Raw genomic sequence first — 19493 nt, forward strand, 5'->3', positions numbered from 1 at the left:
GGCGGCTCAGCGGCCGTCCGTGAAGGTCTCCCCCTTCTCGGCCTTCTCCACCAGCAGCGCCGGCGGGGTGAAGCGGTCGCCGTAGCGTTCGGCGAGCTGACGTGCGCGGGCCACGAACCCGGTGAGCCCGTCACCCACCTCGGCGTCGCCCTCGTAGCCGTTGACGTACTGAAGGACACCGCCGGTCCAGCCGGGGAAGCCGATGCCGAGGAGGGAGCCGATGTTGGCGTCCGCGACGGACGTCAGAACGCCCTCTTCGAGGAGCTTGACGGTGTCGAGGGCCTCGGCGAAGAGCATGCGCTCCTGCATGTCCCTGAAGGGGATCTCGGCCCCCGCGCGCGTGAAGTGCTCACGCAGGCCCGGCCACAGACGGGTCCGCCCGCCGTCCTCGCCGTACTCGTAGAAGCCGGCGCCCCCACTGCGGCCGGTGCGGCCGAACTCGTCGACCATGCGGTCGATGACGGCCTCTGCGGGGTGCCCCGGCCAGGTGCCGCCCGCCTCCTCCACGGCCCGCTTGGACTCGCCCCGGATCTTGCGCGGGAGGGTGAGCGTCAGCTCGTCCACGAGGGACAGGACCTTGGCCGGGTAGCCCGCCTGGGCCGCCGCCTGTTCCACGGACGCGGGCTCGATGCCCTCGCCGACCATGGCGACGCCCTCGTTGATGAAGTGGCCGATCACCCGTGAGGTGAAGAAGCCGCGCGAGTCGTTGACGACGATCGGCGTCTTCTTGATCTGCCGGACCAGGTCGAAGGCGCGCGCGAGCGCTTCGTCGCCGGTGCGCTCGCCCTTGATGATCTCGACGAGCGGCATCTTGTCCACGGGCGAGAAGAAGTGCAGTCCGATGAAGTCGTCCTGCCGCTCGACGCCCTCGGCGAGCGCCGTGATCGGCAGGGTGGAGGTGTTGGAGCACAGCAGGGCGTCGGGGGCGACGACCTGCTCGATCTCCTGGAACACCTTGTGCTTGAGGGCGGTGTCCTCGAAGACGGCCTCGATCACGGCGTCGCAGCCGGCCAGATCCTGGGGGTCGGCGGTGGGCGTGATGCGGGCGAGCAGCGCGTCGGCCTTCTCCTGCGTCGTACGGCCGCGGGAGACGGCCTTGGCGCACAGGTTCTCGGAGTAGGCCCTGCCCTTGAGGGCGGCTTCCAGGGAGACGTCCTTCAGAACGACGTCGATGCCCGCGCGGGCGCACGAGTAGGCGATGCCCGCGCCCATCATCCCGGCGCCGAGGACGGCCACCCTGCGGACCTGGCGGGGTGTGACGCCCCGGGGGCGGCTGACGCCGGAGTTGACGGCCTGGAGGTCGAAGAAGAACGCCTGGATCATGTTCTTCGACGTCTGTCCGGCGGCCAGCTCTACGAAGTAGCGGGCCTCGATGACCTGCGCGGTCTCGAAGTCGACCTGGGCGCCCTCGACGGCCGCGGCGAGGATGCTGCGCGGAGCCGGGTACGGGGCGCCGGCGGTCTCCTTGCGCAGGCTGGCCGGGAAGGCGGGCAGGTTGGCGGCGAACCTGGGGTTCGACGGGGTGCCGCCCGGGATGCGGTAGCCGGGCCTGTCCCAGGGCTGCTGCGACTCGGGGTTCGCGTCGATGAAGGCGCGGGCCTTGGCGAGCAGGTCCTCGGGGGTGTCGGCGACCTCGTCGACCAGGCCGTTCTCGAGGGCTCGCCGCGGGCTGTACTGGGTGCCCTTGAGGAGGACCTTGAGGAGGGCGTCGGTGATGCCCAGCAGCCGGACGGTGCGCACGACGCCGCCACCGCCGGGGAGCAGGCCGAGGGTGACTTCGGGGCAGCCGATCTTCGAGCCGGGCGCGTCCAGGGCGACGCGGTGGTGGCAGGCGAGGGCGAGCTCGTAGCCGCCGCCGAGGGCCGCGCCGTTCAGGGCGGCGACGACCGGCTTGCCGAGGGTCTCGATGCGGCGGAGGTTGCGCTTGATCTCCAGCCCGCCGTCCAGCAGTTCCTGGGCCGTCGCGGGGGTGACCCGGATGAGGTCGCGCAGATCCCCGCCGGCGAAGAACGTCTTCTTTGCGGAGGTGAGGATGATGCCCCGGACGGAGTCCTTCTCGGCCTCCAGACGGTCGGCGACCGCGGCGAGCGAGGCGCGGAACGCCGCGTTCATGGTGTTCGCGGACTGGTCGGGGTCGTCCAGGACGAGGGTGACGAGGCCGGTGCGGTCCTGTTCCCAGCGGATGGTGGTGCTCTGTGTCATGACGGGGTCTCCGTTGAAGTGTGTGGGTTCCGCTGGGTGGTCAGACACGCTCGACGATGGTGGCGATGCCCATGCCGCCGCCGACGCAGAGGGTGGCGAGGCCGTAGCGCTTGTCCTGGCGCTCCAGTTCGTCGACGAGCGAGCCGAGGATCATCGCGCCGGTGGCGCCGAGCGGGTGACCGAGGGCGATGGCGCCGCCGTTGACGTTGACCTTGTCCAGGGACAGGCCCATGTCCCTGGCGAAACGCAGGACGACCGCCGCGAACGCCTCGTTGATCTCGACGAGATCGATGTCGTCGATGGTCAGACCGGCCTTGGCGAGGGCCTTGCGGGTGGCCGGAGCGGGGCCGGTGAGCATGATCGTCGGCTCGGAGCCGGAGACCGCGGCGGAGACGATCCGCGCACGGGGGGTGAGTCCGTACCGCTCGCCGACCTCCTGGGAGCCGATCGCGACGAGGGAGGCGCCGTCGACGATGCCGGAGGAGTTGCCCGCGTGGTGGACGTGATCGATCTTCTCCACCCAGTGGTACTTCTGGAGGGCCACCGCGTCGAAGCCGCCCAGCTCGCCGATGTCGGCGAAGGACGGCTTCAGCTTGCCGAGCGAGTCGGCGGTGGTGCCGGGGCGCGGGTGCTCGTCGTGGTCGAGGACCACGAGGCCGCTGCGGTCCTTCACCGGCACCACGGAGCGGTCGAAGCGGCCCTCCTTCCAGGCCGTCGCCGCCCGCTCCTGCGACAGGGCCGCGTACTCGTCGACATCGCGCCGCGAGAAGCCCTCGATGGTGGCGATGAGGTCGGCGCCGATGCCCTGCGGCACGAAGTTGACGGCCAGGTTGGTCATCGGGTCGTTGAACCAGGCGCCGCCGTCCGAGGCCATGGGCACCCGGGACATCGACTCCACCCCGCCCGCCAGGACGAGGTCCTCCCAGCCCGAGCGGACCTTCATGGCGGCCAGGTTGACGGCCTCCAGGCCCGAGGCGCAGAAGCGGTTCTCCTGCACGCCCGCCACGGTGTCCGGCAGGCCGGCCGCGATCGCGGCGATGCGTGCGATGTCGGAGCCCTGGTCGCCGACAGGGCCGACCACGCCGAGCACGATGTCGTCGATCGCGGCCGGGTCGAGGCCGGGGAAGCGGCTGCGCAGTTCGTGGATGAGGCCGACGACGAGATCGATGGGCTTCGTGCCGTGCAGGGCGCCGTTCGCCTTGCCGCGCCCGCGCGGGGTGCGGATCGCGTCGTACACGTACGCTTCGGTGCTCACTGGTAAGCCTTTCGGGAGGGTGGGCCGTGCCGGGCGCGGTCAGTCGCCCTGATGCGGGAAGTCCCCGACGGGGAACTTCGCGGTGGTTCCGACAGGTGTGGTCGCAGGGGCCTTCGGAGCGGTCCCGGGAAGGTCCTCGCCGGTCGGCGCGAGGGGCTCCGCGGAGCTCTCCGCGGTCGCGCCGGAAGGCTCCGCGGCGGCCTTCGCGCGGAGGCCGGCGGGCGGCTCGGCACCGGCCGTCCCGGGACTCCTCACCGGTGGCTCCGCACCCTCGGTCGCCAGGTCCGCGAGGAGCCCGGGTACGTCCCAGTCGCGGGCCACCTCACGGGTGTCGGCGCCGGGTCGCGCGGGCCCGGTGCGGACGGCCGTCGGCGTCGCCGAGAAACGGGGTGCGGGGGCCGGCTGGGTGATGCCGCCGTGGTCGGTGAAGGTGCCGCGGGCCACGAGATGAGGGTGGTGCGGGGCCTCGCGCAGCGACAGCACCGGCGCCACACACGCGTCGGAGCCCTCGAACACGGCGGTCCACTCGTCCCTGGTGCGGGACCTGAAGCGGGCGGCGACGGCCTCGCGCAGTTCGCCCCAGCGCGTCCAGTCCGTGCGGGCCCCGTGGACGTCCTCGAGGCCGAGGAGGTCCACGAACGTGTCGTAGAAGCGGGGCTCCAGGGCGCCGACGGCCATGTACCCGCCGTCGGCGGTCTCGTAGGTGCCGTAGTACGGGCAGCCCCCGTCCAGCAGGTTGGCGGCGCGCCGGTCCTGCCAGCCGCCGGCGGAGAGCATGCCGTGGATCATCGCGGACAGATGGGCGGTGCCGTCGACGATGGCCGCGTCGACGACCTGGCCGGTGCCGCTCACGCGCGCGTGGTGCAGCGCGGCGAGCACGCCGACGACGAGGTAGAGGGAGCCTCCCGCGAAGTCGCCCAGCAGGTTGGCGGGGACGGGCGGCGGCCGGTCCGGGGAGCCGATCATGCCGAGCGCGCCGGTGACGGCGATGTAGGACACGTCGTGACCGGCGCGGTCGGCGAGCGGACCGTCCTGGCCCCAGCCGGTCATCCGGCCGTAGACCAAACGGGGGTTGCGGGCGTGGCAGTCCTCGGGACCGATGCCCAGTCGCTCGGCGACACCCGGCCGGTTGCCCTCGATCAGTACGTCGGCCCGGGCGGCGAGGTCGAGCACGCGCGCGGGGCCGTCCGGCGCCTTCAGGTCGACGACGACCGAGCGCTTGTTGCGGTTGGTGACGTCGTGGGCGGCGTCGATGGCGAGGACGGCGCCGCCGGGGCGGTCCACGCGGACGACGTCCGCGCCGAGGTCGGCCAGCAGCATGCCCGCGAAGGGGCCGGGGCCGATCCCGGCGAGTTCCACCACGCGCACGCCCGTGAGCGGGCCGTGCCCGGCCGTCCGTCCCGTTGTCATCCAGCCCCCTTGCTGTGACACAACCGATGTAACACCAGTGATGCTAAGAACGTGTTCCAGCGGGCACAAGAGGTGAGCGAGCAAGCGCTTAGACACTTTAGGGGCACCTGCCGTCGGCCTCCGTACCGCTCACGCTAGCCTCAGCCACCGACAGCGGCGCGGGCTGCACGACGAAGGGGTGTCATGAGCAGGCTGAAAAGGTCGGACCGTCCGTACGACATCGTGCTCTTCGGGGCCACCGGCTTCGTGGGGGCACTCACCGCCGAGTACCTCGCGGCCCACGCGCCCGCGGAGCTGCGCTGGGCGATCGCCGGCCGGAGCCAGGAGAAGCTGGAGCGGCTGCGGGAGCGGCTCGGCGTGGACGTCGGGGTGCTGCGGGCCGACGTCGGCGACCCGGCGTCCCTGCGCGCCCTGGCGGAGCACGCGCGCGTGGTGGCCACGACGGTGGGCCCCTACGTGTCGTACGGCGAGGAACTCGTGGCGGCCTGCGCGGACACCGGCGCCGACTACCTCGACCTCACCGGCGAGCCGGAGTTCGTGGACCTGGTGTACGTCCGGCACGACGCACGCGCGCGAGAGACCGGCGCCCGGCTGATCCACGCCTGCGGCTTCGACTCCGTCCCGCACGACCTGGGCGTGTACTTCACCGTCCGCCAGCTTCCCGAGGGCGTACCGCTCAGCGTGGACGGCTTCGTGACCGCCGACGCGGCCTTCTCCGGCGGAACCTTCGCCTCCGCCCTGGGCCAGTTCGCCCGCGGCCGGCAGATGATGTCCGCCGCGCGGGAGCGCGGACGGCACGAACCCCGCCTGATCGGCCGTCGGGCCGCCGCTCCGGTGGGAGCGCCCCGGTTCGCCCCCGAGGTCGGCGCCTGGGCGCTGCCGCTGCCGACCATCGACCCGCAGATCGTGCTGCGGTCGGCCAGGGCGCTGCCGCGCTACGGCCCCGACTTCCGCTACCGGCACTACGCGGCCGTACGGCGGCTGCCCGTCGCCGTGGGCGGTGTCGCGGCGGTCGGGGCGCTCGTCGCCGCGGCCCAGCTTCCGCCCGCGCGGCGCTGGCTGTCGGACCGGCTCGGCCCCGGGGAGGGGCCGAGTGCCGAGAAGCGGGCGCGGAGCTGGTTCTCGGTGCGCTTCGTCGGCGAGGGCGGCGGCCGGCGGGTGTGCACGGAGGTCGCGGGCGGCGACCCCGGCTACGACGAGACGGCGAAGATGTTCGCGGAGGCGGCGCTGGCCCTGGCCTGCGACGATCTCCCGCCGACCGCGGGACAGGTGACGACGGCGGTGGCGATGGGCGAGGCGCTCACCGGGCGGTTGACCCGGGCGGGTGTCCGCTTCCGCGTCGCGGCCCGCCGCTGATCCTCCCCCTGCCGGGCGCGCGGCTCAGAGCGGCCACTGCACGAGCGTGTAGATCATCCCGACGATCCAGCCGAGACCGGACAGGACGGCGAGGATCAGCGCGGCGTTCACGGCACGCTCGACGGGGCGGCCGGGGTCGGCGAGGGGCTTCGGAGCACGGTGCGTCGTCATGGGCCCCAGCCTGCCGAGCAGGCTCGGGTCGCACATCCGTACGCGTACTCAGACGGCGTACTCAAACAGCGCGTTGAGACAGCGCATGCGGACGGCAGACGTCGCTTCTCGAGCTCGCGCGAGGCACTCGACGGCCGCTCGGACCGCGGTGGTGCAGAGCGCGTTCAGCGGCCGGGAAGCTCATACCCGTGCCGGCCGGCGCTTCGACGACGGCCGGTCAGTGACGGACGGCCGCCTCCCGGAGGGCGCGTCGGCACAGTGCGTCGGCTCTCCGGGTCGTCTCCGGGAGACGGAACCGCGGGGTGAGCGCGAGGGTGTGGGCGCAGGCGTCGTCCAGGGTGACGCGATGGCCGACGGACACGAAGACCGGCTTCACGCCGTCCCTCGTGCGCAGCGCACGCCCCACCTCGTCGCCGCCCGCCAGCAGCGGGGACGTCGATCCGCGTGGGGTGTCCGGGTCGTCGTGGACGAAGGTGAACGGGTTCTTGGCGACGCCGATCGTGGGCAGGCCGGTGAGGACCCCCAGGTGGCTGGCCAGGCCGAAGCGGCGCGGGTGGGCCAGACCGTAGCCGTCGCAGACGACCAGGCCGGGCGGGCCGGGCAGGGCTTCCAGGGCGGCGAGCACGGTGGGTATCTCGCGGAAGGCGAGCAACCCGGGCACGTACGGGAAGGAGATCCGCCCGACGGCGGTGGCCTCCGCGACGACTTCGAGGCTCGCCGCGTCCAGTACGACGGCCGCCGCCGCGACGACGTCACGCTCGTCGTCGTAGGCGACGTCGACCCCCGTCACGTGTCCGGTCCCGGGCGGCGGACCCGGTTCGTCCAGCACCACCCGGGCCCGCAGTTCGTCCTGGACGGCGCGGGCCGCCTGCTCGGTCGCGGGCCAGCCCGCGGGAATGTCTACGGTCGTCATCGTGCGGACGAGCGTACGGCTCCCGGTGGCCGGCCCGCGATCGGGTTCCGGAGCGGCCGGGTCAGCCCTTGCCGCCGAGCGCGCGCTGCAACTGGCTCTTGTTCATGTCCGAGCGGCCCTTCACGCCCTTGCGCCTGGCCTCCTCGTAGAGCTGGTCGTAGGTGGGCCCCTGCGAGCCCTTCCCGGACCGCTGGCCGCCCCGCTTGCCGGACGACATGTCCTGCGTGGACGTGCGGCCGGCGGTCTTCGACTCGCCGGACCGGGCGCGCTCCTTGTTGACCGTCCGGGCCGCGATCTCCTTCGCGCGGCCGGCGCTCTCTCCCCGGTCCTGCGCGCTTTCCTTGATGTGCTCGTACTGACGCTCCCGCTTGGGGCTGGAACCGCGTGGCATGTGGACTCTCCTTCCGTGTCCGCGCCCACCCGGGTACCCCGTAAACGGCTCAGCTCTCCAGGCGGGCCACCCGACCCTGTTCGCCGGCGGCCCAGCAGCCGAGGTCGGGCGTGCAGTCCACGGTGTCGTACGAGCCCGTGTCGAGGGTGCGCCAGGTGCGGCCGGCGTCGGAGGTGAGGTCCGTGCCGGTGGGACCGACCGCGAGGGCTGCGGAGCGGCTGTGCGGCAGCCAGGCGACGCCGGAGCGGTAGGCGGACGGGGGTGCGGCGGACGGCCGCCAGGTGCGGCCCGCGTCGCCGGTCGCGGCAGCGGCCCGCGGGGAGGGCTGGTCGGCGCGGTAGTCGCCGCCGACGGCGAGGCCGTGGGCGCGGTCGCGGAAGGCGAGGGCGAAGACGCCGCGCGCGGGATCCCCGGCGGGGACCGGGGTGTCGGTGGCCTTCCAGGTCAGTCCCCGGTCGGACGAGTGCAGCACACGCGCGTGCGCGCCGCCGCCGGTGGCCAGCCAGACGTCCTTCGCCCCGGCGGAGACCAGGCACTGGCCACTGGCCGCGAAGCCCGCCTCACCGGCCAGGGCGGCCGGCATGCCGTCGTCCGGCAGCACCTTCCAGGAACGGCCGCCGTCGCCGGTCGACAGGATGCGGAACTTCCCGTCCACCGGGTCGCTCATGGCGAGGCCGTGGCGGCTGTCGAAGAACGTCAGGCAGTCGTAGAAGGCGCGCGCGTCGGTGTTGCGGAAGGACTCCGTCCAGGACCTGCCGCCGTCCTCGGTGCGGTACACGCGCGACGCCTCCCCCTCGCCGATGGCGAGCACCACGGCGCGGCGCGCGTCGAACGCCTCGATGTCCCGGAACTGGAGGTCGGCGGCGCCGGGCGGTGAGACGTTCCGCCAGGTCCCACCGCCGTCGGTGGTGCGCAGGACGGTGCCCTGGGTGCCGGCCACCCACGCCGTGTCCCGGTCGACCGCCGCGAGGCCCCGGAACCGTACGCCGGTCGTGCCGGTGTCCTTGAGGTCCCAGTGCGGTGGCGCGGAGCCCGGTGTCCGCGCCTGCGCGGGCAGGGCGGTCAGGAGCGCGAGCGCCGCCCCGCAGACCGCCGCCGCCACCCGGCCACCCGTACGTGCTGTGAGAACCGTGCGTCGCGTCTTCCCCAAGCGCCTCATGGCGGGCGAAGCTAGTCCACGGCTTCGGTGCCGTCCAGATGCCCTCGTCCGCCTCGGCGGTCCCGAGGGGTGCGGGAGGAGAAGTGAGTGACTCCCGTGCATGAAGGCGGTGACCGAGGTCACTAGGAACGGGTGTGCACGGATCGGCCGGTTCCGGCGTCTCTTCCAGTGTCCGGACGCACCGCCCGGAAGATCGTCCCGCCGTCGCGAGGGAGCAAGGCGTTGTCCACCGTCATCGAGCAGCCCGTAGAGGCACGTCTGGTCGCCGCCGCGCCTCGGATGCAGACCATCCCCGCCATCCTGTGCTACGACCGCCAGGACCCCTTCGCCGTCCGTATGACCTTCCCCGCTCCGGCCACCCTGGAGGGCGTCGAGGTCTGCTGGACCTTCGCCCGTGACCTGCTCGCCGCGGGCCTGCACGACGCCGAGGGCCACGGCGACGTCCGGGTACGTCCCTACGGGTACGGCCGTACGGTGCTCGAGTTCCACGCGCCCGAGGGCACCGCCGTCGTGCACGTCCACTCGGCGGACATCCACAGCTTCCTGCTGGCCACGAACGAGTTGGTGCCCACGGGCACGGAGGGACGGCAGCTCGACCTCGACCACGACCTGGCGGAGCTGATGCGGGACGCCGCTTAATCCGTTGACAGCCGTTCCGGACCCTCCTACGGTGTAGAACGCTTCTGCTGCCGTCGATCGGAGAAGGACGTTGCTCGTCTGAGGTCATGAGACACCGCGCCACACCCCTGGAGTGTGTGCGTCGCGTGCGACCTCGGCCTTCGAGCCGTCCTTGCGGAGCAGGACCTTTCCCATGCCTTCGCGCTCCCCCGCCGCTCACGGTGGTCGCCGCTTTCCGGTGTCTCGACATGTGTCGTCCCTGACCGCACACGCACCCACGAGGCCCGTTTTGACTCAGTCCATCACCTGTACCTCCCTCGCGTTCTCCTGGCCGGACGGCACCCCCGTCTTCGACGGGCTCGACGTCGCGTTCGGCCCCGGCCGGACCGGACTCGTCGGGGTCAACGGCTCCGGCAAATCGACCCTGCTGAAGCTGATCGCCGGGGAACTCGCCCCCGCCGACGGCACGGTGCGCATCTCCGGCGAGGTCGGACACCTCCCGCAGAGCGTCACCCTCGACACGGCCCTGAAAGTCGACGCGGCGCTCGGCATCGCCGCACAGCGGGCCGCTCTGCACGCCATCGAGGCCGGTGACGTGTCCGAGCGGCATTTCGAGGCAGTCGGCGACGACTGGGACGTCGAGGAACGCGCCCTGGCCACCCTCGGCGAACTCGGGCTCGGCCACATCGACCTCGACCGCACCATCGGCGAAGTCTCCGGCGGCGAGTCGGTCCTGCTGCGGCTGGCCGCGCTGCTGCTGCGCCGGCCGGACGTCCTGCTGCTGGACGAACCGACCAACAACCTGGACCTGTACGCCCGGCGGCGGCTGTACGCGGCTGTCGCCTCCTGGCCCGGCGTGCTCGTCGTGGTCAGCCACGACCGGGAACTCCTCGACCTCGTCGACCAGATCGCCGACCTGCGCTCCGGCGAGGTGACCTGGTACGGCGGCAACTTCTCCGCCTACGAGGAGGCCCTGGCCACCGAGCAGGAGGCAGCGGAGCGCATGGTGCGCGTCGCGGAGGCCGACCTGCGGAAACAGAAACGCGAACTGGTCGACGCCCAGGTCAAGCTGGCCCGCCGCAAGCGGTACGGACAGAAGATGTACGAACAGAAACGAGAACCGAAGATCGTCATGGGGGCCCGCAAGCGCGCGGCACAGGAGTCGGCGGGCAAACACCGGATCATGCACGAGGAGAGGCTCGCCGAGGCCAGGGAGCGGCTCGACGACGCGGCGGAGGCCGTCCGCGACGACGACGAGATCCGCGTCGACCTGCCGTACACGGCCGTACCGCCCGGCCGGGACGTCCTCACCCTCATGGATCTGCGGCTGGCCCACGGCGCGCGCGTGGAGGGCGGTCTCGACCTGCGCGGTCCCGAGCGGGTGGCGCTGGTCGGGCGCAACGGCGCGGGCAAGACGACGCTGCTGCGGACCATCGCCGGGGAACTGGCGCCGGAGGCGGGCGAGGCGCACGCGCACGTGCCGCTGCGGTTCCTCCCCCAGCGCCTCGACATCCTCGACGGCGACCTCACGGTCGCCGAGAACGTGGCCCGGTTCGCGCCGGGTGCCACCAACAACCGGGTCCGGGCCCGGCTGGCCCGCTTCCTGTTCCGGGGCGCCCGCGCCGATCAGAAGGCGGCCACCCTGTCCGGCGGGGAGCGCTTCCGGGCAAGCCTCGCGGCGCTGATGCTGGCCGAGCCCGCGCCCCAGTTGCTCCTGCTGGACGAGCCGACCAACAACCTCGACATGGCGAGCGTGCGCCAGCTCACGACCGCCCTGGAGTCCTACGAGGGCGCCCTCGTCGTGGCCAGCCACGACGTGCCGTTCCTGGAGTCCATCGGCATCACCCGGTGGCTGCTGCTGGACGGCGAACTGCGGGAGACGACGGCGGAGGAGGTGGCGGATCCGGCCTAGGGCGTGTCGGCGGTCGCCCAGTGACAGCCGGCGGCCGGCGACCGGCGGTTGCTCAGTGACGGTCGGCTGTCGGCTGTCGGCTGTCGGCTGTCGGCTGTCGGCTGTCGGCTGTCGGCTGTCGGCGCATGGTCTCAGGAGGGGCACATTGTTACTGGGGGGTTTTGTCCTGGTGGTCCCGCCCTGCATGATGGCTGACCGGCGCCGCATCCGAGGCGCCGGTCTGTGCCACCCGATTCGGAGACCAGGACGTGCCCAGCAAGAAGGCCCTCATCCGCCGCCCCAGTCCACGCCTCGCCGAAGGCCTGGTGACGCACGTCGAACGCGAGAAGGTCGACGTGGAGCTCGCCGTGGAGCAGTGGGAGGCGTACGCCGAGGCCCTGCGGACGCACGGCTGGGAGACCGTCGACGTCGACCCGGCCGACGACTGCCCGGACTCGGTCTTCGTCGAGGACACGGTGGTGATGTACAAGAACGTGGCCCTGATCGCCCGCTCCGGCGCCGAGTCCCGGCGGGACGAGACCCTCGGGGTCGAGGAGGCCGTGGCGCGCCTGGGCTGCTCGGTCAACTGGATCTGGGAGCCGGGCACGCTGGACGGCGGCGACGTCCTCAAGATCGGCGACACGGTCTACGTCGGCCGGGGCGGGCGGACCAACGCGGCCGGCGTCCAGCAGGTGCGCGCCGCGTTCGAACCGCTGGGCGCGCGGGTCGTGGCCGTACCGGTGAGCAAGGTGCTGCACCTGAAATCGGCGGTCACGGCGCTGCCCGACGGAACGGTGATCGGCCACATCCCCAAGGTGGACAGGCCCTCGCTGTTCCCGCGCTTCCTGTCGGTGCCTGAGGAGGCCGGCTCGCACGTGGTGCTGCTCGGCGGTCCGCAGGTGCTCATCTCGGCCGCGGCGCCCAAGACGGCCGATCTGCTCGCGGACCTCGGTCTCGAACCCGTCGTGGTCGACATCGGCGAGTTCGAGAAGCTCGAAGGATGTGTGACATGCCTCTCGGTGCGTCTGCGTGAGTTGTACGCCTGACCGGGTGATCGCCTCGCCATTTCAGCCCCGGGACCTGCGGTTCCCGGGGCTGTTCGGCGTGTCCCGGATTGCCCGGCGCACCACGGCTGATCAGCGATCTTTACATCGCGCTTAACCTCAGGCTTCGTAACCTACGGATACGTAGCCTACGATCCCGTAAGTTCTGGCCCAGCTGCCGGACTGTTCCACTCCGCTTCACGTCCCCTGGAGTTCTCGTGACGATCACTTCCCCTCACCTCGGCAGCCCCGCCGTCTGGACCGACGCCAAGCTGTTGCATGCGCTGGAGGAAGTGGTCGAGACGGAACTCAACCGGCACCTGAAGGTCACCAAGGACTGGATGCCGCACGAGTACGTGCCGTGGAGCGACGGCCGCAACTTCCCCGGCTTCTTCGAGGACGGCGAGGCCTGGGGCAAGGAGCAGTCCAAGGTCACCGAGATCGGCCGGATCGCGCTGGTCGTGAACCTGCTCACCGAGGACAACCTGCCCAGCTACCACCACGAGATCGCCTCGCTCTTCGGCCGGGACGGCGCCTGGGGCACCTGGGTGCACCGCTGGACGGCCGAGGAGGGCCGGCACGGCATCGTGATGCGCGACTACCTGCTCGCCTCGCGCGCGGTGGACCCGGACAAGCTGGAGCAGTTCCGCATGTCCCACATGAGCGAGGGCTTCGAGTCCGACAACCGGCACTCGATGCTGCACTCGGTCGCCTACGTGGCCTTCCAGGAGCTGGCGACCCGCGTCTCGCACCGCAACACCGGCCACCAGTCCGGGGACCCGGTCTGCGACCGCATGCTGGCGCGCATCGCCACCGACGAGAACCTGCACATGGTCTTCTACCGCAACCTGCTGAAGGCCGCCTTCGAACTGGCCCCCGACCTGACCATGCAGGCCGTGCGCGACGTGCTGGTCAACTTCCGGATGCCCGGGCACGGCATGCCCGGCTTCGAGCGCTTCGCCGCGCAGATGGCGATCGGCGAGGTGTACAACCTGCGCATCCACCACGACGACGTCATCCAGCCCGTACTGCGCTTCCTGAAGGTCATGGAGATCGACGGTCTCGGCCCGGAGGGGCAGAAGGCGCAGGAGGAGATCGGCCTGTACATGGGCGGTCTCGACTCGGAGGCGTCCAAGTTCGACGAGAAGCTGGCGGCGCGTAAGGCACGCATGGCGGCCCGCGCCGCGGGCTGACCGGACGACTGCCCTCCCGAGGGCTCGTCCGAGGCGCCGGCCGTCCGGGGCCGGCCGTCCGGGGCGCCGGTCGTCCCGAAGAGGGGCGGGGCGGCTGGATTCGAACCAGCGTGATCCAGTTTTGGAGACCGGTGCGACTGCCTCTGCGCTATGGCCCCGCCTTGCCCCAGAGCCTAAAGCCCCGGCCCGTCCGCCCGGTACCCGCTACGCGCGGGTGGCGGCCCGCTCCCCCGCGCGTCCGGCCGGCGGGTGGGACGGAGCCGAGGGCCTGCGGCGGACGGGTCCGAGGGCATCCGGCGGGCTGAGTGGGCGTCAGCCCTCCGCGGGCGCCTCCGGCACCGCCGTGCGGTGCACGCTGCGTACGGCCGCCACGTCGTCGGGAACGGACGGAGCCGGAACGCCTGCGCTGAGGGCCGCCAGCCGCCGTTTCACACTGGTGGCCACGCCCTGGCCCAGCACGAAGCGGGTGGCCGTGGCCGCACGGGGCGCGTGGTCGAGGATGCGGTGGGCCTCGCGGCTGCGCAGGCCCGTGTGACGCAGGACGAGGTGGGCGAGACGGTGCTCGCCGGCCGCCAGGGTCCGCCCGACGGTCTCGGCGGCCGCCGCGTCCAGCCGGTTGTCCCTCGCGCCGAGGACACCGGCCGCCCGGACCCGGCCGAGGTCCAGCAGGGTGACGCCGGCGACGGTTGCCCCGCCGACCAGACGGGCAGCGGCCGTCGGTCCGATGCCGTTGCTCGCCACCGACAGCCGGGTGAGCCGTCCGTACGGCGCCCGCTCCAGTGCCTCGGCGAGACGGAGCGCGCCCGCGTCGCCCAACCGGGCGGCGGACACGTACAGTTCGTCGATCGCTCCGGCCGCGATCACCGCCGCCAGCGCCTCCGCGCCCGCCTCCCCCAGCGGGTTGCCGCCGACGAACAGCCGCTCGACACGGCGTCCGTTGCCGGCGGCGGCCACCAGGGCGTCGGCGAGCACGGTGACGCCCGCCGCGTCGAAGCCGGTCTGCACCAGGTCGAGCGTGCGCAGACTCCGGACGGACTCGATGAGTTCGGCCGCCGCCCGGCCTGCGCCACGGCCCAGCGGGTTGCGTTTGAGCCACACCCCCGTGACCACCTGTGGTGAAGCGCGCAACTGGTCCGCGATACGGCAGGCGCCGCCGGCGGTGATGCCGTTGCACCCGAGGTAGAGCGTCTCGACCGGCGCGTCCGCACCTGCCACGGTGACGGCGCCGTCGTCCCCCAGGGCGTCGGTGCCGAGCAGCAGATGCCGCACGGGCGAGGGACCGTCGGCCAGAGCCTCGGCCACCAGGGCCGCGCCCTCGGCCCCGAGCCCCTGTTTGCACAGGTCGAGCCGCCCGTCGGGCAGCGCGGTGCCCGCGGCGAAGTCCAGCCGCTCACCGGCCGGCCGTCCGGCCCGCAACCAGTCGAGCAGCGGGGCGAGTTCGGCCGGCGGGCGGGGCACGACGTGGGGTACCCCGGCGAATCCGGCCGGCCCCGGGCCGGCCGCGGTCTCCTCACTCACCACTGCGCCTCCCGGTAGTCCTTGAGGAACACTCCCGAGACCGGGTGTCCGGCCTCGCCGCGCACGATCGGGTCGTACACGCGGGCCGCGCCGTCCACGATGTCCAGCGGGGTACGGAACCCCGCGCCCGCCATCCGGGCTTTCTTCGGCGCCGGGTTCTCGTCGGTGATCCAGCCGGTGTCGACCGCGCACATGTGCACGCCCTGCTCGGCGAGTGCCGCCGCGCTGGTGCGGGTGAGCATGTTGAGAGCGGCCTTGGCCATGTTGGTGTGCGGGTGCCCGGGCATCTTGTTGCGCACCGCGAACCGGCCCTCCACGGCCGTCACGTTGACCACGTACCGGCGCGGATGCGGGGAGGCCAGCAGCAGCGGCAGCAGCCGGTCGCAGAGCAGCGCGGGCGCGAGCGCGTTGACGAGCTGGGTCTCCAGGACCTCGGCGGGGTCGAGCGCGCCGAGCCGGGCCGACCAGGAGTTCTCCGGGGAAGGATCGGGCAGCAGTCCGGCCTCGTCGGCCTCGCGCAGGGCGGCGGGCAGCGCGGAGACGGAACCGCCGAGCCCCTCCAGCATCCGCATCGGGGTGAAGCCGGGCGCCCGGCGCGCCCCCTCGGGCAGCGCGTCGTACTCACCGGCGGCCAGCAAGGCGTACGCCTGGGGCGGGCGGCGCACGGTCTGCGCCGCGTTGTTGACGAGGATGTCGAGCGGTGTGCCCTCCCGGCGCAGTTCCTCGCACAGGCCCAGCACCTGGCGCGGGTCGCGCAGATCGACGGCGACGACGGTGAGCCGGTCCAGCCACTCGGCGCTGCCCGGCTCGGCCCGGAAGCGACGGACGGTGTCGTGCGGGAAGCGGGAGGTGACGACGGTCTCCGCGCCGTCCCGGAGCATCATCAGCGCCAGCCGGAAGCCGATCTTCACCCGGCCGCCGGTCAGCAGGACGCGCCGTCCGCTCAGGTCGGTGCTCAGGGAGCGGCGGGCGGTGTTGTCGGCGGCACAGGCGGGACAGAGCCGGTGATAGAAGGTGTCGACATCTCGGTAGGGCGACTTGCAGACGTAGCAGGTGCGCGGCCGATGGAAGCGCCCTCCCTGCCCCGCGCGCCCTCCGTGCCCCGTGTCCGGCAGGGGTGCGTCCTCACGCCGGTCCAGGGCGCCGGTCGCGGTCGCCGCCATCGCCGCCGCGTCGGCCGCCGCCACCTCGGCGCCCCGCTCCTTGCGCCGCCGCAGCCGTCCGTCGCGCGCGAAGGAGGCGGCGACCTGCTCGGCCCGCAGCCGTACGGGATCGTCGACGGGCAGCGCGCGCAGCTTGCCCAGGACCTCGTGGAAGGCGGTCAGCTCCGCCTCGGTGACCGACGAGCCGAACGCCGCCCCTCCGGTGTGCTCGCCCATCCGTCCCCGCCCCGCCCGGTCCCCGCCCTGTGTTCGCCGTACCGTGGTCCCGACCGGATTCGAACCGGCGTATCCGCCCTGAGAAGGCGGCGAGTCTGCCTCTGCTCTACGGGACCGCACACGTGTCCGGACGACGGAATCGGACCGGCGTGGGCCGCCGGGCCGGGAGTCCCCCGCTCGAGCGAAGCCGAGAGTGGGGGAGGTGTGCCCGCCTCTGCGCCACGCCCGGACGCGCTCCCGGATCCTAACCGCACCCCCGCGACGCGGTCATTCGAATTCCGGGGCGCCTCCCCCGCAGCCCGCCCCGACCTCACAGGCGGGCGGGCAGAGCGCCGGTCAGTGTGCCGTGCGCCGGAGGTTCAGGCGCTCCTTCTCGGACAGGCCGCCCCAGACGCCGAAGCGTTCGTCGTTGGCCAGGGCGTAGTCGAGACAGGCGGTGCGCATCTCGCACATGCCGCAGATGCGCTTGGCCTCCCGTACCGAACTGCCGGGCTCGGGGAAGAAGAAGTCCGCCCCGGTCTGTGCGCACAGCGCCTCCCGCTGCCAGCCGAGGTCGGGGGTCGGAATCGTGTCGGTGTACATGGCCAGGATCGTGCCCTGCGGCGCAAAACGTTCGATCAACGCCGGATATACGCGGCGCCGCGAGGCTCCCGGCCGCCCGATGATGCTCCTGGCGGGCACCCCGACGCACGGCGGCGCGCGGCACGCCCCGGCACGCTCACGAACTCCCGGCCCGGCGCACGGAACATTCGGCGTGAGCGGCGGACCCGGAGCGACCACCGCCCACCTCCCCGCCCGCGGCAGGACCGCACGGCGCTTTCGCGCCCGTGGCCGTGCTCCGGCAGCGTTTGTCAGTGGGCGGTGCGAGACTCGGCAGTGCACAGGACGGGACCCCTTCGAGGAGGGCAATGATGCTCACCACCCGTTTCGTCAACGGCGCTCCCAACTGGATCGAAGTCGGCACGCCCGACATCGACGGCTCCACCTCCTTCTACGGCGCTCTCTTCGGCTGGCGGTTCCGGTCGGCGGGGCCCGACGCCGGCGGCTACGGCTTCTTCCAGCTGGACGGGAGGACCGTGGCGGGCGGCATGCAGACCACCCCCGCACAGGGCCCGCCGTCATGGACGGTCTACTTCCGGACGCAGGACGCACAGGCCACGGCCAAGGCCGCGGAGCAGACACACGGCCGCGTGCTCCTCGCGCCGATGGACGTGATGGGCCAGGGCACGATGGCGGTCCTCGCCGATCAGGCAGGCGTGCCGTTCGGCCTGTGGCAGCCGGGACACACCAAGGGCGTGGACGTGGCCGGTGAACCCGGCTCGCTGTGCTGGGTCGAGCTCTACACCCCGGACATCGCCGCGGCGGCCGCCTTCTACCACGCGACGCTGGGCCTCGAGACCTCCGCCGTCCCCTTCCCCGGCGGCACCTACACCTGCGTCAACCCGGCCGGTGCCGGGGAGGACGCGATGTTCGGCGGGATCGTCCCGCTGGCCGACGATCCCGTGGAGGCGGAGTCCGGCGCCTACTGGCTGCCCTACGTCGAGGTCGCCGACGCGGACGCGGTCGTGGCCAGGGCACAGGAGCTGGGCGGCAGCGTGCGGATGCCCGCCACGGACGTCGAGGGCGTCGGCCGGGTGGCCAGGCTCGCCGACCCGTACGGGGCGCGTTTCGCGGTGATCAAGAGCCTGCCACAGGAGATGTGAGACGGCTCGGGAGGGTCGGCGTCCGAGCGGGGGGCCAGCGGGACGGTCCCGCCGGGTCGGGCCGAGGCGAGCCGCCGGCCTAGGCCGAGGCGCGGCGCACCAGGGTGGTCGGCAGCACCACGCCGCCCGGTTCCTCGTCGGCGAGGCGTCGGTCGACGCGGCGCAGCAGGAGGCGGGCCATGATCCGGCCCATCTCCTCGATGTCCTGACGGACCGTCGTCAGCGGCGGGTCGGTCTGCTCGGCGACGGGCAGCATGTCGTCGAAGCCGACCACGGCGACGTCCTCGGGCACCCGCCGTCCGCGTTCACGCAGGACGCGCAGGGCTCCCGAGGCGGCGAGGTCGTTGGCGGCGAACACGGCGTCCAGGTCGGGGCAGCGGTCCAGCAGCTCCCGCATGGCCCGCTCGGCGCCACCGGGCGTGAAGTCGCTCTCGACGACGAGCCCCGGGTCGGCGTCGCCCATGACCTCCCGGTATCCGTCCAGCCGGTCCGCCGCGGAGGTCTGGTCCAGGGGCCCGGTGATGTGCGCGATGCGGGTACGGCCCAGCCCGGCCAGGAGGCGCACGGCCTCGCGGGCGCCACCGCGGTTGTCGCTGTCGACGTAGACCACGTCCCGTGTGCCGTCGCTCCAGCCGGGACGGCCGCCGAAGACGGTGGGCACGCCGGCGCCCTGGATCAGACCGGGGAGCGGGTCGTCGAGGTGCAACGAGAAGACCAGCGCCCCGTCGACGTGTCCGCCGGCGAGGTAGCGGGCGACCCGGGCATGGTCGTCACGGCCCTCGGTGAGCAGCAGCACCAGCTGATTGTCATGAGCCGTCAGTTCCTTGCTGATGCCACGGAGCTGGAGCGCGAAGAAGGGGTCGGCGAAGACCCGGGTCTCCGGTTCGGCGATGACCACGGCGACCGCGTCGTGCCGCTTCGTCACCAGGCTGCGCGCCGCCTGGTTGGGGACGTAGCCGAGCTCGTCCACGGCCCGCCGGACCCGCTCCACGAGCGGCTCCCGGACCCCGTCCCCGCCGTTGACGACCCGCGACACGGTCGCCCGGGAGACCCCGGCCCGTGCGGCCACGGCCTCCAGCGTGGGACGTGAAGCTGTCTCGGTCACTTCGGAGCTCCTCCTGGCCGGCTGCGGATCAGGATAGCTCCGGGGGACGGCCGGGATGAGAGCGCTCTCCGAGCTCGTGACGAGCAGGACGGTTCCCCCGTCCTCGCGGTTCGGGAACCGGCTCACCCCGCTCGGTACCGTAGGTGCCTCAGGTGCCGGGCGCCTCAGGCCCCTCAGGCTGGCTGG

The 19493-nt window shown here is 72.8% G+C and carries 17 protein-coding genes and 2 tRNA genes; 6 read left to right on the plus strand and 13 right to left on the minus strand.

Annotated elements, in window-relative coordinates:
* Positions 1 to 6 precede the first annotated feature (6 nt).
* The 3 genes from OHS71_RS06755 to OHS71_RS06765 are packed head-to-tail and all read right to left on the minus strand — an operon-like array spanning position 7 to position 4867.
* Positions 7 to 2202: a 3-hydroxyacyl-CoA dehydrogenase NAD-binding domain-containing protein gene (locus OHS71_RS06755; RefSeq protein ID WP_328477807.1), complete on the minus strand. Its 2196-nt coding sequence runs from the start codon at positions 2200 to 2202 to the stop codon at positions 7 to 9.
* A gap of 40 nt (positions 2203 to 2242) precedes the next feature.
* Positions 2243 to 3457 carry an acetyl-CoA C-acetyltransferase gene (locus OHS71_RS06760; RefSeq protein WP_328477809.1) on the minus strand — a complete coding sequence of 405 codons (1215 nt, stop codon included), beginning with the start codon at positions 3455 to 3457 and terminating at the stop codon, positions 2243 to 2245.
* 39 nt (positions 3458 to 3496) lie between these two features.
* The gene (locus OHS71_RS06765; protein WP_328477811.1) at positions 3497 to 4867 is read right to left on the minus strand and encodes a CaiB/BaiF CoA transferase family protein; all 1371 of its coding nucleotides are present in this window, start codon (positions 4865 to 4867) and stop codon (positions 3497 to 3499) included.
* A gap of 183 nt (positions 4868 to 5050) precedes the next feature.
* Here OHS71_RS06765 and OHS71_RS06770 point away from each other — a divergent pair, with 183 nt between their 5' ends.
* A complete protein-coding gene (locus OHS71_RS06770; protein WP_328477813.1) occupies positions 5051 to 6223 on the plus strand; it encodes a saccharopine dehydrogenase family protein in 1173 nt (390 codons plus the stop codon).
* Positions 6224 to 6247: 24 nt separating this feature from the next.
* Here OHS71_RS06770 and mmpA read toward each other — a convergent pair whose 3' ends face one another.
* The 4 genes from mmpA to OHS71_RS06790 all read right to left on the minus strand — a co-directional run bounded on the left by mmpA (position 6248) and on the right by OHS71_RS06790 (position 8857).
* Positions 6248 to 6394 carry a morphogenic membrane protein MmpA gene (mmpA, locus tag OHS71_RS06775; RefSeq protein ID WP_328477815.1) on the minus strand — a complete coding sequence of 49 codons (147 nt, stop codon included), beginning with the start codon at positions 6392 to 6394 and terminating at the stop codon, positions 6248 to 6250.
* Between the two features lie 217 nt (positions 6395 to 6611).
* A complete protein-coding gene (locus OHS71_RS06780) occupies positions 6612 to 7307 on the minus strand; it encodes an endonuclease V (protein WP_328477817.1) in 696 nt (231 codons plus the stop codon).
* Positions 7308 to 7368: 61 nt separating this feature from the next.
* Positions 7369 to 7698: a plasmid stabilization protein gene (locus OHS71_RS06785; RefSeq protein ID WP_328477819.1), complete on the minus strand. Its 330-nt coding sequence runs from the start codon at positions 7696 to 7698 to the stop codon at positions 7369 to 7371.
* A gap of 49 nt (positions 7699 to 7747) precedes the next feature.
* Complete coding sequence (locus OHS71_RS06790; RefSeq protein ID WP_328477821.1) at positions 7748 to 8857, minus strand: WD40/YVTN/BNR-like repeat-containing protein; 1110 nt, start codon at positions 8855 to 8857, stop codon at positions 7748 to 7750.
* 222 nt (positions 8858 to 9079) lie between these two features.
* Between OHS71_RS06790 and OHS71_RS06795 the strand changes: the two genes are divergently transcribed.
* The 4 genes from OHS71_RS06795 to OHS71_RS06810 all read left to right on the plus strand — a co-directional run bounded on the left by OHS71_RS06795 (position 9080) and on the right by OHS71_RS06810 (position 13602).
* A complete protein-coding gene (locus OHS71_RS06795) occupies positions 9080 to 9496 on the plus strand; it encodes an SsgA family sporulation/cell division regulator (RefSeq protein WP_328477823.1) in 417 nt (138 codons plus the stop codon).
* A 268-nt stretch (positions 9497 to 9764) separates the two neighbouring features.
* On the plus strand, positions 9765 to 11387 hold the full coding sequence (locus OHS71_RS06800) for an ABC-F family ATP-binding cassette domain-containing protein (RefSeq protein ID WP_328477825.1): 1623 nt from the start codon (positions 9765 to 9767) through the stop codon (positions 11385 to 11387).
* 248 nt (positions 11388 to 11635) lie between these two features.
* Positions 11636 to 12412, plus strand: a complete 777-nt coding sequence (gene ddaH / locus OHS71_RS06805; RefSeq protein ID WP_328477827.1) for a dimethylargininase — start codon at positions 11636 to 11638, stop codon at positions 12410 to 12412.
* A 215-nt stretch (positions 12413 to 12627) separates the two neighbouring features.
* On the plus strand, positions 12628 to 13602 hold the full coding sequence (locus OHS71_RS06810) for an acyl-ACP desaturase (RefSeq protein ID WP_328477829.1): 975 nt from the start codon (positions 12628 to 12630) through the stop codon (positions 13600 to 13602).
* Between the two features lie 83 nt (positions 13603 to 13685).
* Here the strand turns inward: OHS71_RS06810 and OHS71_RS06815 are convergent.
* The 5 genes from OHS71_RS06815 to OHS71_RS06835 all read right to left on the minus strand — a co-directional run bounded on the left by OHS71_RS06815 (position 13686) and on the right by OHS71_RS06835 (position 17081).
* A tRNA-Trp gene (locus tag OHS71_RS06815) sits at positions 13686 to 13763 on the minus strand.
* 151 nt (positions 13764 to 13914) lie between these two features.
* Positions 13915 to 15120: a ribonuclease inhibitor gene (locus tag OHS71_RS06820; protein ID WP_328477831.1), complete on the minus strand. Its 1206-nt coding sequence runs from the start codon at positions 15118 to 15120 to the stop codon at positions 13915 to 13917.
* On the minus strand, positions 15117 to 16499 hold the full coding sequence (locus OHS71_RS06825; protein ID WP_328477833.1) for an SDR family NAD(P)-dependent oxidoreductase: 1383 nt from the start codon (positions 16497 to 16499) through the stop codon (positions 15117 to 15119). Before OHS71_RS06825 ends, OHS71_RS06820 begins: the two co-directional genes overlap by 4 nt.
* Before the next feature lie 44 nt (positions 16500 to 16543).
* A tRNA-Glu gene (locus tag OHS71_RS06830) sits at positions 16544 to 16615 on the minus strand.
* 220 nt (positions 16616 to 16835) lie between these two features.
* Positions 16836 to 17081: a WhiB family transcriptional regulator gene (locus tag OHS71_RS06835; protein ID WP_328477835.1), complete on the minus strand. Its 246-nt coding sequence runs from the start codon at positions 17079 to 17081 to the stop codon at positions 16836 to 16838.
* Between the two features lie 329 nt (positions 17082 to 17410).
* On the opposite strand from OHS71_RS06835, the gene OHS71_RS06840 reads away from it, so the two are divergent.
* A complete protein-coding gene (locus tag OHS71_RS06840; protein ID WP_328484420.1) occupies positions 17411 to 18202 on the plus strand; it encodes a VOC family protein in 792 nt (263 codons plus the stop codon).
* 79 nt (positions 18203 to 18281) lie between these two features.
* Here OHS71_RS06840 and OHS71_RS06845 read toward each other — a convergent pair whose 3' ends face one another.
* A complete protein-coding gene (locus OHS71_RS06845; RefSeq protein WP_328477837.1) occupies positions 18282 to 19307 on the minus strand; it encodes a LacI family DNA-binding transcriptional regulator in 1026 nt (341 codons plus the stop codon).
* Positions 19308 to 19493 lie beyond the last annotated feature (186 nt).

The sequence above is a fragment of the Streptomyces sp. NBC_00377 genome (genome assembly GCF_036075115.1).
Classification (GTDB): domain Bacteria; phylum Actinomycetota; class Actinomycetes; order Streptomycetales; family Streptomycetaceae; genus Streptomyces.